Consider the following 14,206-nt stretch of genomic DNA (forward strand, 5'->3'; position numbering starts at 1 on the left):
CATTTAACACCCACCACCAACACTGCCCCCCGCACCTGATACAGGCACCCGGACGAACCCTCCACCACTTAACGCAGGCACCCGGGCGAACGCTCCACCACTTAACGCAGGCACCCGGGCGGACGCTCTTCCACTTACCACGGGAAAATGGGCGCCACCACCCCCGCGCCACCCCGACAGCAGAACAACCCAGAAAGCGTCCCAGGAAACCCCGCACCCGGTGAGAGAGCGTCACAGGAAACCCCGCACCAGGTGAAGGAGCGTCACAGGAAACCCCGCATCAAGTGAGAGAGCGTCACAGGGGGAGGGCCGGCAAATGAGTCCAAGGGCGTCCGCTGGTGGCTGAATCCGGGGCAGAAAACCTCTAAAACGCGGTGATTAACCTCAAAAAGTGCCGGAAACACGCGGAATTTGCGGAACCGGGGGGCCCAAGCTGGTAAGTTTTCGAACAGTGGCTTGTGCGCATGCCGCGTTCAGGCTCCAGAATCATGACCGTCCAGGAGGACATAAATGGCTAAGAACCGTAGTGAACTTGTTGCAGAGGTAGCAGGCAAGGCCGGCACCAGCCAGGCAGCCGTCAACTCCGTCCTCGACGCACTGTTCGAGGTTTTCGAGACTTCTGTCGCCGCGGGCGAGAAGATCACCATCCCGGGCTGGCTCGCCGTCGAGCGCACCGACCGTGCAGCACGTACCGGCCGCAACCCGCAGACCGGCGAGACCATCCAGATCGCGGCAGGCCACAGCGTCAAGCTGACCGCCGGCTCCAAGCTGAAGGCTGCAGTCTCCAACAAGAAGTAAGCTTCTTCCTCCCCGGCACGTAGCCGGCGCAGGAAAAGGAGCGGCAACCACCCGGTTGCCGCTCCTTTTGCTTTTAAGGCCGATTCGCGGGCCGGGCAGGCGTAGCGGACAATGGAATGGTGTCTTCTGCCGCAAAACCACGTTCCACCAACCCCCAGTCCGTTTCCGTCAAGGGAGCGCGGGGCAACGGTGCGCCGGGTCAAGACAGCCGCGCCCTGGGGATCCCCCGGGGCTGGCAGCTGGCCGGGCTGGCCGCCCTGTTCCTGGGCCTTGCAGCGGCGCTGATTTTCTCCGGTGCGGCCGGCGCCCGGGCGGTCTCTGACCCTGGAGCGTTTGTCCGCTGGGGCCTCCCCGTCAGCAAGGCCATCCATAACGTCTCGTTGGCGACTGTTATCGGCGGCCTGATCTTCGCCGTCGGTATCCTTCCCCGGAGTGCCGGGCCCCGCAGCCGCGCCAAAGAGGCTGCCGGCAGTGAAGCGCTGGAGCATCCCGCCTTCAGCCGCGCCCTGGCCGTGGCGTCCGCAGCAGGTGCCGCGTGGACGCTGTCCGCCATCGCCGTCCTGGTCCTGACCTACTCTGACGTTGCAGGGCAGGGACTCTCCGGGGACGCGGAGTTCACGCAGGCCCTGGTCTTCTTCATGACGGACATCGAGACGGGGCGGGCCTGGCTGGCCGTGACCATCATCGCGGCAATTGTGACGACGGCGCTCTTCGGGGTGAGGTCCCTCGGGGGACTTGCGCTGACGCTGGTCCTGGCCTTGGTGGGGCTGGTACCCACCGCACTGATTGGCCACTCCTCGAGCTCCGCCGACCATGAAGGTGCCATCAATTCGCTGGGCCTGCACCTGGTGGGTGTCAGCACCTGGGTGGGCGGCATCATCATGCTGGCCCTGCTGTCCGGAATCCTGACGGGCCCCAAAGCCGCAGCCTCCGCCGACATCACGGAACCCACGCTCCGCCGGTTCTCCTCGCTCGCGGGCTTCGCCTTCGTGCTGGTGCTCGCCTCGGGCATCATCAACGCGAGCATCAGGATCACCAACTGGGCAGACCTCTTTGGTTCTCCTTACGGCCAGCTGATCCTGGCCAAGTCAGCGGCCACCCTTGTCCTGGGCGGAATCGGGTTCATGCACCGGCAGTGGGTGATCCCGCAGCTGGGCCGCAAGGGCTCCACAATGTCTTCACGGCGCGTGCTCTGGCAGCTGGTCCTGGCGGAATTCCTGGTGATGGGCGCAACGTCCGGCGTCGCCGTCGCCCTGGGCCGTTCCGCCCCACCGGAGCCCACCACCTTCGCCCCTGACGCCTCGCCCGCCTTCATCCTCACGGGCTACGAGCTTCCCGCTGAACTGACGCCGGAGCGGTGGCTCACCGAGTGGCGCCTGGACTGGCTCTGGATCGCCGCGGCGCTGTTCGGGCTTGTGGCCTATTTCCTGGGCGTGGCCAAGGTCCACCGGCGTGGTGACACGTGGCAGTGGTTCCGTTCCGTGAACTGGATCATCGGCCTCCTGGTCCTGACCTACATCACTTCCGGCCCGCCGTCGGTCTATGGCCGCATACTGTTCTCGGCACACATGGTGGACCATATGGCACTGACCATGGTGGCTCCCATCTTCCTGGTACTGGGTGCGCCGGTGACGCTCGCCCTGCGGGCCCTGCCCGCCCGGGGTGACGGCTCCAGAGGCGCCCGGGAATGGCTGCTGGTGTTCATCCACTCGAAGTTCTCCCAGCTGGTCACCCACCCGCTCTTTTCGGCAGCCAACTTTGCCGGCTCCATTGTGCTGTTCTACTACTCGGACCTGTTCGGCTTCGCCATGCGCGAGCACGTGGGCCACGAGCTGATGATTGTGCACTTCCTGCTCACCGGGTACATCTTTGTGCTGACCATGATCGGCACCGACCCGCTGCCGCGCAGGGCGCCGTACCCCATGCGGCTCCTCCTGCTCCTGGCCACCATGGGCTTCCACGCCTTCTTCGGCGTCGCCATCATGGGCGGGACCAACCTCCTTGCCGCGGACTACTTCGGAAACCTGGGCAGGGAGTGGGGCCCCTCGGCCCTCCTGGACCAGCAGAAGGGCGGCGCCGTGGCCTGGGGCATCGGCGAGGTCCCCACTCTGCTGGTGGCGCTCGGCGTCGCCATCATGTGGTCCCGGTCTGACCAGAGGGAGACCAAACGCGTGGACCGGGCGGCGGACAGGAATAACGACGCCGATCTCACCGCTTACAACGATATGTTTGCCAAATTGGCCGAACGCGACGCCAGGCTGGCTGAACGCAACAAGCTGGAAGGACGCTGATGAGCGAAACCGTACGCACGCATGCCCGGGTCCGGGCCTCCGAACTGGTGGGCCGCAACTGGTTGAACACTGGCGGGAAGTCCCTGGACCTTGAGGCCCTGCGCGGCAAGATCGTGCTGCTGGATTTCTGGACCTTCTGCTGCATCAATTGCCTGCATGTCCTGGACGAACTCCGGCCGCTGGAGGAACAGTACTCCGACGTCCTGGTCACGGTGGGCGTCCACTCGCCCAAGTTCGAGCACGAGGCCGATCCGGTGGCGCTGGCCGCCGCCGTTGAGCGCTACGAGATCCACCACCCCGTCCTGGACGATCCCGAGCTGGAGACCTGGAAGGCCTACACTGCCCGCGCCTGGCCCACCCTGGTGGTCATCGACCCCGAGGGCTACATCGTGGCTCACCTCTCCGGCGAAGGCCACGCGGACGGCCTGGCGGTGCTGATTCCAGAGCTCATCGCCGAACATGAGGCCAAGGGCACGCTGCACCGCGGCTCCGGCCCGTACGTGGCCCCAGAGCCCACCTCCGGCACCCTGCGCTTCCCCGGCAAGGCACTGTTCCTTCCGCTGGGCCGCGGCTCCACCGCCGTGAATGGAACGTCCGACGACGGCGCAGCGGCGGGTGCCGCAGGAAACGGTGCCGCCGGCAAGGGTTCGTGGCTGGTCACCGACACGGGACACCACCGGCTGGTGGAGCTCGGCACGGACTTCCATACCGTTCTGGGCACCTTTGGCTCCGGCGTGAAGGGCCATGCGGACGGCCCCGCCGCCGGGGATTCCGCCGTGGCACAGTTCAACGAGCCCCAAGGCCTGGTCCTGCTGCCGGAAGACGTGGCAGCCAAGGCCGGGTACGACGTCGTGATTGCCGACTCCGTCAACCACCGGCTCCGTGGACTGTCCCTTGCGGACGGTAAGGCCTCCACCCTTGCCGGCAGCGGCGTCCAGCGGCTGCTGGAGGCCGGACCGGCACGCGTGGACGAGGACGCAGCGGGGTTCACCGGCCAGCTCGGCGGGCACCCGCTGGACGTGGCACTGAGCTCGCCCTGGGACGTCGTATGGTCCAGGAAGCTCAACGCCGTGGTGGTGGCCATGGCCGGCGTGCACCAGATCTTCAGTTTCGACCCCCTCACCGGGGCGGTGGCCATCGTGGCCGGCAACGGACTGGAAGGCCTGCTGGACGGTCCGGCCCACGAGGCCTGGTTCGCCCAGCCCTCCGGCCTGGCCGAGGACGCCGAGGGCAACATCTGGGTGGCCGACTCCGAAACGTCCGCCCTCCGCAAGCTGGCAATTGACGACGACGGCACGGTCACCGTGGAGTCCGCCATCGGCAAGGGGCTGTTCGACTTCGGCTTCCGGGACGGCGCGGCCGCCGAGGCACGCCTCCAGCACCCCTTGGGCGTCACCGTGCTCCCGGACGGCTCCGTGGCGGTGGCCGACACGTACAACGGCGCCGTGCGGCGGTACGACCCCGCCTCCGGCACAGTGTCCACCCTGGCGCGCGGCCTCCTTGAGCCGTCCGACGTGATTGTGGACCACACGCACTCGGCCGGGTCGGAACCGCTGCTGGTGGTGGTGGAGGCGAACAAGCACCAGGTGGTGTTCGTTCCCATCCCCAAGGAAGCCCAGCAGGTGGATGAGGGCGCGGTCCAGACGCACCGGCCCAAGAGCCCCGTGGCGCCGGGCCCCCTGGAGTTGACGGTCCGCTTCACCGCCCCCACCGGGCAGAAGCTGGATGACCGCTGGGGCGATCCCACCCAGCTGAAGATCTCCTCCACACCGCCGGAGCTGCTGGCCTCCGGCGGCGGAACGTCGGTGGGGCTGCTCCGCACCCTGGAGCTCTCACCGGATGTACCGGAGGGAATCCTGCACATCACCGCACGGGCCGCCGCCTGCGACGGCCCCGAGACCGAGGACGGCGAGATCCCGGACCACGCCGCCTGCCACCTCTACCAGCAGGACTGGGGCATCCCCGTGGTCCTGCAGGGCGACGGCGACACCGAACTGGTGCTTGACCTGCGCGGCATGGACTGACGCCCGCCGTCGTCCTGAGTCTGCTTAAGTGGCCCGGTTTTCCACCCCTTGAGGAGTGGGAACCGGGCCTTTTTGCTGCTGCTTCCCCCAAAAGGGGGCCAGCGTGGGCCCCCTTGTTCACATAGCACCGCTCGAGGCTGACGCCAGGCCAGGATGGCGGACATTGTGGCCTGATGGACCCAACAGAAATCCTTAGATCAGCTGGCGGAGTGTTGCTGCGACGGGATGTGCTGGCCGCCGGTGCCACGGATACGGAGCTTCGCCGTGCGGTCCGCACCGGCCAGGTGCTTCGGCTGCACCGGGGACTCCTGGCCGTGGCTGACGCAGACGCGGAACTGGTGGCGGCGGGACGCGCCCGCGGTCTGATTACATGCGTTTCTGCTGCTCCGGTATACGGCCTGTGGCAGCTCCGGCCCCCTGCCAGGCCCCACTACTGGCAGAGCAACGGCCGAAGCGCAGTTCCGTGTATCAGCCACCGTACCGACTTGACGCAGCCGCCCCGCCATCGGACGCTTGCAGCCCTACCTGATGTTCTGCTTCATGCCCTGCTCTGCCTGCCGGAACTCGAGTCCCTGGTAATGGTGGAGTGTGCGTACAACCGCGGAGACATCGATCCGCCATACCTGTTCCGCCACTTGGACGGACCCCGGTGCGGCAAAGCGCGGGATGTGGTGTCCAAGGTTGACCGGGGTGCGGATTCCCTGCTGGAGACCCTGGCCCGGGTGCTGTTCCGGGATGCAGGCATTCTTACCGAAACCCAAGTGTGGATCGATGGCATCGGTCGTGTTGACTTCCTCTTGGAGGGGTTCCTTATCGTGGAGATTGACGGGCTGGCCTTCCATCTTGAGGCCAGGCAGTTCAAGAGGGACCGCCGCAGGGACAACTCCGCAATACTGCAGGGCCTTCCCGTGCTGCGATTCTTCTACGACGACGTGGTTTATTCACCCGAAGCTGTCCTGGCGCAGGTCCGCGAGGTTCTTGCCCGTGGCTCGCTGCGGTGGCCGCAACCAAACCGGCCCGGTTATTCGCCCAGCCGGCGCCACAACGGCTGGTAAACCTGCTGTTTGGCCACCAATACTGGGCCAGTGTGGCGGGAGCAGGGCCTAGAAGCTGAGTACCGGGGTGACCTTGACCGTGTCCCCGGTGACGTCCAGGCGGGTGGTGAAGCTGAAGTCCACTTCCTCGTTGAGGGGGTACCAGGCGCCGGTGAACAGGTTCTGCTGGAGGGCCTCCACCTTGGCTTTGCCGTCGAGGGGAGCCACCACCCAGCGCCCGTCGAAGGGTTCAATGGACACGTTGGGGTATTCCGTCACGGTCCACTTGATGCTGCCGTCCTGCACCGTGTTGTTGCTGGCGTAGTAGAACGGGCAGTCCGGCTGGAGTTTCTGCTCCTTGGCGGCGACGGCAGCGCAGCCGTCCAGGAATTCCCTGACCTTCGCGGACACGTCCTTCTTCAGGTTGTCCGTGGCCTGGGTGAGGAGGTTGAGCGGCGCCACCGGGGCGTCCCGTGCCGTCACCGTGGCACGGGTGGGGGCTGCCGAAAAGTACTCCCCGTTCACGGAGGCTTCGTACTCGCCGGGGTAGAAGACCGCAAAGGAGTTCCGGCCGTTGGGCATGTTGACGGGCACGCCGTTGACGGTGGCCTCACTGGAATTGACCACCGTGATGTCCACCGTGGGCAGCCTGGACGGAACGAAAGCCCAGGTGTTGAAGAAGATCCACTCGGTCCCGGTTTTGCGCAGCAGGAATTCGGTGCGGAGCCGGCTGCCGTCAATGGTGTACTCCAGGGGCACCATGACCTGGTTGTCCGGGCGTTCCTCGGCGTCACCGATATCCACATTCGTGAAGCGGGACGTCGCGGTCTGCAGGGCCGTGCCGTCGAGCATGGCGGCGTTGCTGGGCGGGACAGTGGCGCGGAGCAGCCCCAGCGCCTTCCCGCCGTCGCCGCTCTGCAGCGCGTCCAGATATTCGCGCACGGGCTGCTGCGGGCTGGCCACGGTGTTGTTGACAAGGTTCACCGCCACCACGGCGCCGGCGATGGCAAGCATGAGTCCCAGCAGCCATCCGGCCGCGATCCTCACCAACGCTTGACTCATCTGCACGTTCCATACGTTACCTGCCATGCGTCCGACGGCGGCAGTTGAGTCAGCTGGATGCGGTACCTTTTAGCGGCGGCGGCGCCGGGACGACGTGCCGAACACGCCGCGCAGCAGCTCCCGTCCGAGCTGGGTGCCGATGGACCTGGCCATGCTCTTGAGCCCGCCGCCCAGGGCGCCGCCGAGCATCCCGCCGATGTCGCCCACCATCGAGTCTCCCGCACCCGGGCGCGGGGCCGGGGCGGTTTCGGCGGGCTTGCGGCGCCTTGTTTCGGCTGACGGGGCCGGCCTGCTGCTGGGCCGTCCAAGGATCTCCTCCTCGATCCGGCGTGCCTCGGCGTCAACGTCGTCCTGGCGTGCCCCGCCCGGAACGGTTCCGCCGGGCACAGGCGGCGCTCCAGCTGCTGCGGGTCCGGTGGGCGCGGCGGCCTTCCCTGCCAGTTTTTCGAAGGCCGAGTGGTTGTCCACGGCTGTCCCGTACTTCGCCAGCAGGGCCGACCCTGCCACGGTGCTCCGGACCAGGGCTTCGTCGCTGGGGCCCATCACGGACTCGGGGGCGCGGAGCCTGGTGAGCGCCACAGGTGTCGGGGCACCCTTCTCGTTCATGACCGTGATGACGGCCTCGCCAATGCCTGCGGAGGTGAGCGTCTCCTCGAGGTCGTAGTCGCTCATGGGGAACGTGGACACCGTGGCTTTGAGGGCCTTGGCGTCCTCGGGAGTAAACGCGCGGAGGGCGTGCTGCACGCGGTTGGCCAGCTGGCCGAGGACCTCCGCCGGGACGTCCTTGGGGGTCTGGGTGACGAAGAAAATCCCCACGCCCTTGGACCGGATGAGCCGGACCGTGGTGGTGATGGCCTCCAGGAAGGCTTTGGAGGCGTCGTTGAAGAGGAGGTGGGCTTCGTCGAGGAAGAACACCAGCTTGGGCTTGTCGAGGTCGCCGGCCTCGGGCAGGTCCTCGAAAAGATCGGCCAGCAGCCACATGAGGAAGGTAGAGAACAGCATGGGCTTGGTCTGCAGGGTGGGCAGCTCCAGGCAGGTGATCACCCCGCGTCCGTCCGGGGCGGTCCGCAGCAGCTCCGCGGTGTCGAATTCCGGCTCGCCGAAGAACTTCTCCAGGCCCTGCGCCTCAAGGCTCACCAGTTCCCGCAGGATAACGCCGGCAGTGGCCTTGGACAGCCCGCCGAGTTCCTCGAGCTGGTTCTTGCCTTCAGCCGAGGTGAGGAACTGGATCACCGCGCGGAGGTCCTTCAGGTCGATGAGCTCCAGGCCGTTCTTGTCCGCGAAGTAGAACACCAGCTGCAGGCTCGATTCCTGCGTGTCGTTCAGCTCCATGATCCGTGAGAGCAGGATGGGCCCGAACGAGGACACCGTGGCGCGTACCGGGACGCCGTTGCCGTCGCCGCCCAGGGCCAGGAACTCCACCGGAAACGTCCGGCCCTGCCAGGCCTGCCCGATGCCCTCGGTGCGTGCGGTGAGCTTTTCACTGCCGGTGGCGGCCGTGGCCAGGCCGGACAGGTCACCTTTGATGTCGGCCAGGAAGACCGGCACCCCGGCGGTGGAAAGCTGCTCGGCCATCATGTGCAGCGTGACGGTCTTGCCCGTGCCGGTGGCACCGGCCACCAGTCCGTGCCGGTTCATCATCGAGAGCGGCAACCGAACCGGCGCGTCCTTGTGGAGTTCGCCGTCGATGATGGCGGCCCCCAATTCGATGGTGGCGCCTTCCAGCGTGTAGCCCTTCTGGAGGGTGGCGAGCTTCTCTGCTGTGGTTTTGTTGGCCATGGCGTTAGCTTAGCGGCGCGTGCGCTTCCGGAGCGGGTATGCCGTCAGTTCCATCCCCGCGAGTAAGGTCGACGACGGCACTCAGGTGGGTGCCGCCGTCGACCTTTCCATGGGAACTGCCAGGGTGCAGCTGCCAGTCTGGGAGCGGTTGTTCTAGGACACTTTGGCGTCCGCCACGTCCTGTTCAGCAGGAGCGGCCTGCAGCACGGCACCCGATGATGGATGGGCCGCGACGGCCGCGGCATGCTCGGCGAGCACGCCCGTCTGGTGGCGGATCTTCAGCCGGTAGAGCAGGGCCCCGCCAACGGTGACGGCGGCAACGAAGATCACCCCGCCCCACTGCAGGTACCACTCGAACGGCGGCACCGAGTTGTAGATCTCCGGGCGCGGCCACACCAGGTTCAGCGTCATGGCACCGCCCCACAGGACTGCCAGGATGTTTACCGGCAGCCCCCACTTGCCCAGGGAAAAGCCGGGCTCGGAGCCGTCTGCGGCGAGCGGCCACTTTTTCAGGAGGCGGTTGCGCAGCATGGGCACGGTGACCAGGAGGTAGGAGAGGTAGATCAGGACGATGCTGATGCTGGACATGATCGTGAAAATCGCGGGCTGCGTGACGTTGATGAGCAGTGGCATCACGGCCAGGATGCCGATCACGATCGCCGCAACAGTCGGGGTCCTGCGGACCGGGTCCACTTTGCTCAGCTGCCGGCTGAACGGCAGGTTGTTGTCCCGGGCCATGGCGAACATCATGCGGATGGCGGCGGCATGGACGGCCAGGGTGCAGACCACCACGGCCACAACGATGCACGCAAGGAAGGCCTTGCCGAACGGTCCGCCCAGGACGGACAGCACGATGTATTGCAGACCGCCGTCGGCCGATCCCACCTTGGGGTCCGCCAGGTCCGGTGCGGCCAGGATGCCGAACAGCAGGATCAGCCCACCCAGCACGAACGAGGCCGTGATGGCCCGCAGGATGGCCTTGGGTGCCGTGCGCTTGGGGTCTTTCGTTTCCTCCCCCAGCGAGCTGGCCGTGTCAAAGCCGTACATGACGTAGCCCGATGCCATGGCGCCGATAAGGAAAACGCCGAAGAAGCCGAGGTCGTGGCCTTCGCCGAAGCCGGCCGTGTCAAAGAGAACCTCAGGCCCGCGCACCACGTGCCAGCCCAGCGCGAGGATGAGGAGCACGGCTGCGCTCAGCTCCACGAAAACGCCGATGCTGTTGATCCGGGTCATGAGCTTCACGCCGAACGCATTGATGAGGGTGGAGATGGTGATCATGATGCTGGCCAGCACCACGCCGTTCATGGCGAAATCGTAGGGGCGGGTGCCGTCACCGACGAACTGGAAGCCGGACCAGAGCTGGGGCAGGGTGAGCTGCAGGGCCAGTGCCACGGAGCCCAGCGCCACGATGGAGGAGAGCATCAGCAGCCACCCGGCCAGCCAGGCCGAGGTGCCCCGACGCGAGCCGTTTGGCCCAGTTGTACACCGATCCCGCCACCGGGTAGCGGCCCGCCAGTTCGGCAAAACACAGGGCCACCATCAGCTGGCCGGCGAAGACAAGGGGCCAGGACCACGCGTAGGCGGGGCCGGCCATGGAAAAACCAAAGTAGAACAGTTGGAAAACACCGGTGAGGATGGAGATGTAGCTGACACCAGCTGCGAAGCTGGCGAACTTGCCGATGCTCCGGTCCAGGGTCTGCGCGTAGCCAAACTCGTCCATGCCGCTTGAATCAATACTCTTGCTGGGTTCCGCCATGTGGACTCCTCAATCAAAAAAGCACGATAGTGATGACCGTCCGCACTGCGGCGTACGGAAGGTCGATGGCCTGAAACTCAGGCGAGGGAGGCGCTGAGCTCCAGGTCCGCCGTCAGGGTTTGGCCGTTTCCGCTGGCGCGGATGGGGTCCGCCCGGACTAAATCAGCACAGCGCTCGCCGATCATCATCACGGTGATGTTGGGGTTGACCGTGACGTGTTCCGGCATCACGGACGCATCGGCGACGCGCAGGCCGGTGACGCCCTTGACCCGCAGCTCGGGATCCAGTGGCGACATGTCGTCGTCGGCCGGTCCCATCCGGACGGTGCCCACGGGGTGGTACACGGTGTTGTGGGTCTTGCGGATGTAGTCCCGCAGTTCCTCGTCCGTCTGCGCCTCGACGCCGGGCGAGAGTTCCCGGCCGGTCCATTCGGCCAGGGCCGGCTGGGCCGCGATTTCCCGGGCCTTGCGGATGCCGGCCACCATAACGCGCATGTCGTGGCCTTCAGGATCAGTGAAGTAACGCGGATCCACCATGGGCTTGTCGCGGAAGTCGCGGCTCCGCAGCCTGACGGTGCCGCGGGAGCGGGCGTGCGTGACGTTCGGGGTGAGGCTGAAGCCGTTCTCCGTGGTGGGGTAACCGTGCCGCAGCGTGTTCATGTCGAACGGGACGGAGCCGTAGTGCATCATCAGGTCCGGGCGGTCCAGGCCGTCCACGGTGGGGGTGAAGATGCCGATCTCCCACCACTGGGTGGACGTTTGCACCATGGGCTGCCTGGCCTCGAACTGGACCACTCCTTCCGGGTGGTCCTGCAGGTTCTCACCCACGCCGGGGGAGTCCACCAGCACCTCGATGCCGTGCGCGGCAAGGTGCGCCGCCGGGCCGATGCCGGAGAGCATCAGCAGCTTGGGGGAGTCGATGGCGCCGGTGGACAGGATCACCTCGCGGTGCGCGGACAGCCGGTGGGTCCGGCCGAAGGCTGAGTCCACCACGTCCACGCCGGTGCAGCGCTTGTCCGCGTCGAACACCAGCTGGCGGGCGCGGAGGCCGGTCAGCAGGGTGAAGTTTTCGCGGTCGATGATCGGGTGGATGTAGGAGACCGAGCTGGAGGACCGGGTGCCGTCCGCGCGGCGGTTGATCTGGAAAAAGTTGGCGCCGTTGATCACGGTGTTGCCGCTATTGAACTTGGCACGGGGGATGCCGGCCTGTTCGCAGGCGTCCAGGAGTGCGACGCCGGCAGGATCCGCCGGGGGCACGTTCATCAAGTGCACCGGGCCTGAGTCCCCGTGGTGGGGCGCGTCGGGGCCGGCGTCCTGGTTGGTTTCCAGCTGCTTGAACAGCCGGAAGGCCAGGTCCGAGTTCCAGCCGGTGGCGCCGAACTTCTGCTCCCACTCGTCGATGTCCTCGCGGGGCGCCCAGAAGGCGATGCAGGAGTTGTGGCTGGAGCAGCCGCCCATGACCTTGGCGCGGGCGTGGCGCATAAACGAGTTGCCGTTTTCCTGCGGTTCCACCGGGTAGTCCCAGTCGTAGCCGGATTCGAGCAGTTCCATCCAGCGGTCCAGCTGCAGGATCTCGGGAAGGTTCCGGTCATCCGGGCCGGCTTCCACCAGGGCCACGGTCACGTCCGGGTCCTCGCTCAGGCGGGCGGCCACGGCGGCGCCGGCGGATCCGCCGCCGATCACAATGTAGTCGAAGGCGCGCCCGGTGAGGTCCTCGATGTTGTCGACGTGCATCTAGTTCTCCTTGCTGTGGTCAGCGAACCAGCCCGTTACCTGCGGGCTGGTGTTCTGGTAGATGTGCTTGGCTTCCTGGTACTCCGCCAGGCCGGTGGGGCCGAGTTCACGGCCGACGCCGGACTGCCCGAAGCCGCCCCATTCAGCCTGGGGGAGGTAGGGGTGGTAGTCGTTGATCCAGACTGTGCCGTGCCGCAGCCGGCCGGCCACACGCTGCGCCTTTCCGGCGTCCTGGGTCCAGACTGCGCCGGCCAGTCCGTAGACGGTGTCGTTGGCCGTGGCCACGGCCTCGTCCTCGGTGCGGAACGTCTCCACCGTCACCACCGGGCCGAAGGCCTCGTCCACCACCACGGACATGCCCCGCTGGACGCGGTCCAGGATGGTGGGCTGGTAGTAGAACCCGCCGTCGTACTTCTCCCCGGAAGGTGCCGCACCGCCGGTCCGCAGCCGCGCACCCTCCTGGATGCCGCGCTGGACGTAGGCGTGGACCTTGTCGCGGTGGGCCGCGGAAATCAGCGGCCCGGTTTCGGCGTCGTCATCGAAGGGGCCGCCGAGGCGGATGCCCTGCGCACGGCGGACCAGCTCGTCCACGAAGCGTTCGGCGATCGATTCCTCCACCACCAGCCGCGCCCCGGCGGAGCAGACCTGCCCGGAGTGGACGAAGGCACCGTTGAGGGCATTGTCGACGGCGGCATCGAAGTCGGCGTCGGCGAACACCACGTTGGGGTTCTTGCCGCCCAGTTCCAGCGCCACCTTCTTGACGGTGCCTGCGGCGGCCGCGGCAATGCGCTTGCCGGTTTCCAGCCCGCCGGTGAAGGAGACGAGGTCGACGGCGGGATGTTCCGAGAGCGGTGCGCCCGCCTCCGCACCCGGTCCGGTCACCAGGTTGGCCACGCCCGCCGGCAGGCCGAGGTCCTGCAGCAGCTGCATGGCCAGGATGGCGGTGGACGGCGTCAGCTCGGACGGTTTGAGGACGAAGGTGCAGCCGGCGGCCAGCGCCGGGGCGATCTTCCACGCGGCCTGGAGCAGGGGATAGTTCCAGGGCGTGATCAGGCCGCAGACGCCCACGGGTTCATAGACGATCCTGCTGGCGACGGCGGGGTTCCCGGCATCGACCACGCGGCCGGACTGCTGCCCGGCGAGCCTGCCGAAATACTCAAAGCAGGCGGCGACGTCGTCCATGTCAATGCGGCTTTCCACCATGCGCTTTCCGGTGTCCAGCGACTCGGCGCGGGCAAACTTTTCGCGGCGTTCGCGCAGTCCAGCAGCGACCTTGAGCAGGAAGGTTCCGCGCTCGGGGGCCGGGACCGAGGACCAGATGCCGGAGTCGAAGGCCGCGCGGGCTGCGGCGATGGCCCGCCCGGCATCTTCACGGCCGGCCTCGGACACTGTGGCCGCCAGCTCGCCGTCGGCCGGGTTGCGGATGTGGCGTACGGCGCCGGATGCCGCCGGCTCCCATGCGCCGTTGATGAAAAGGGTGGAGGCTGTTTCGGTCATGCTGTCTCCTGGGGTGTAGGACTGTGGCGGCCCTGGGGCGGGGCCGGGGGCCGCCGCGGGCGCTGGGCTGCAGTTTGTGCTGAGGCCCCGCAGCGCGGGGCAAGGCTTGGCGTGCGCGGAAACGGGCGGCACGGGGGCCGTGCGCTGTCCAGACGCTTTATCGGGGACCGGCGAGCGGAAGGGAAACCCAGGGGCTGGGAGTGACGCCGTGGCGTGGTGTGGCGTATGTCAT

8 protein-coding genes and 2 pseudogenes are annotated in these 14,206 nt (G+C 67.0%); 5 read left to right on the forward strand and 5 right to left on the reverse strand.

Translation table 11 applies throughout. The features are described from left to right. Positions 1-510: 510 nt before the first annotated feature. The 5 genes and pseudogenes from IEX33_RS13315 to IEX33_RS19375 all read left to right on the forward strand — a co-directional run bounded on the left by IEX33_RS13315 (position 511) and on the right by IEX33_RS19375 (position 6,168). Positions 511-798: an HU family DNA-binding protein gene (locus IEX33_RS13315; RefSeq protein ID WP_009358243.1), complete on the forward strand. Its 288-nt coding sequence runs from the start codon at positions 511-513 to the stop codon at positions 796-798. A gap of 116 nt (positions 799-914) precedes the next feature. Next, entirely contained in the window at positions 915-3,089 is a 2,175-nt protein-coding gene (locus IEX33_RS13320; protein ID WP_188730939.1) for a cytochrome c oxidase assembly protein, read from the forward strand. After that, positions 3,089-5,113 (forward strand): NHL domain-containing thioredoxin family protein, encoded by a 2,025-nt coding sequence (locus tag IEX33_RS13325; RefSeq protein WP_188730942.1) that lies wholly within the window; start codon positions 3,089-3,091, stop codon positions 5,111-5,113. The genes IEX33_RS13320 and IEX33_RS13325 overlap by 1 nt, the downstream gene beginning before the upstream one ends. Positions 5,114-5,286: 173 nt before the next feature. Further along, a pseudogene (locus IEX33_RS19370) lies at positions 5,287-5,370 on the forward strand (hypothetical protein); the annotation flags it as partial. Between the two features lie 228 nt (positions 5,371-5,598). Next, positions 5,599-6,168, forward strand: coding sequence for an endonuclease domain-containing protein (locus tag IEX33_RS19375; RefSeq protein WP_229675411.1), 570 nt, complete (start codon positions 5,599-5,601; stop codon positions 6,166-6,168). Between the two features lie 48 nt (positions 6,169-6,216). Here IEX33_RS19375 and IEX33_RS13335 read toward each other — a convergent pair whose 3' ends face one another. The 5 genes and pseudogenes from IEX33_RS13335 to IEX33_RS13355 all read right to left on the reverse strand — a co-directional run bounded on the left by IEX33_RS13335 (position 6,217) and on the right by IEX33_RS13355 (position 13,974). Then, positions 6,217-7,209, reverse strand: coding sequence for a hypothetical protein (locus IEX33_RS13335; protein WP_188730945.1), 993 nt, complete (start codon positions 7,207-7,209; stop codon positions 6,217-6,219). Positions 7,210-7,278: 69 nt separating this feature from the next. Next, positions 7,279-8,988 carry a helicase HerA-like domain-containing protein gene (locus IEX33_RS13340; protein WP_188730948.1) on the reverse strand — a complete coding sequence of 570 codons (1,710 nt, stop codon included), beginning with the start codon at positions 8,986-8,988 and terminating at the stop codon, positions 7,279-7,281. 153 nt (positions 8,989-9,141) lie between these two features. Beyond that, positions 9,142-10,744: pseudogene (locus IEX33_RS13345) on the reverse strand (APC family permease). A 77-nt stretch (positions 10,745-10,821) separates the two neighbouring features. Next, on the reverse strand, positions 10,822-12,477 hold the full coding sequence (locus tag IEX33_RS13350) for a GMC family oxidoreductase (protein ID WP_188730950.1): 1,656 nt from the start codon (positions 12,475-12,477) through the stop codon (positions 10,822-10,824). Next, a complete protein-coding gene (locus IEX33_RS13355) occupies positions 12,478-13,974 on the reverse strand; it encodes an aldehyde dehydrogenase family protein (protein ID WP_188730951.1) in 1,497 nt (498 codons plus the stop codon). Positions 13,975-14,206: the final 232 nt, after the last annotated feature.

It is taken from the genome of Pseudarthrobacter scleromae, from assembly GCF_014644515.1.
Lineage (GTDB): Bacteria > Actinomycetota > Actinomycetes > Actinomycetales > Micrococcaceae > Arthrobacter > Arthrobacter scleromae.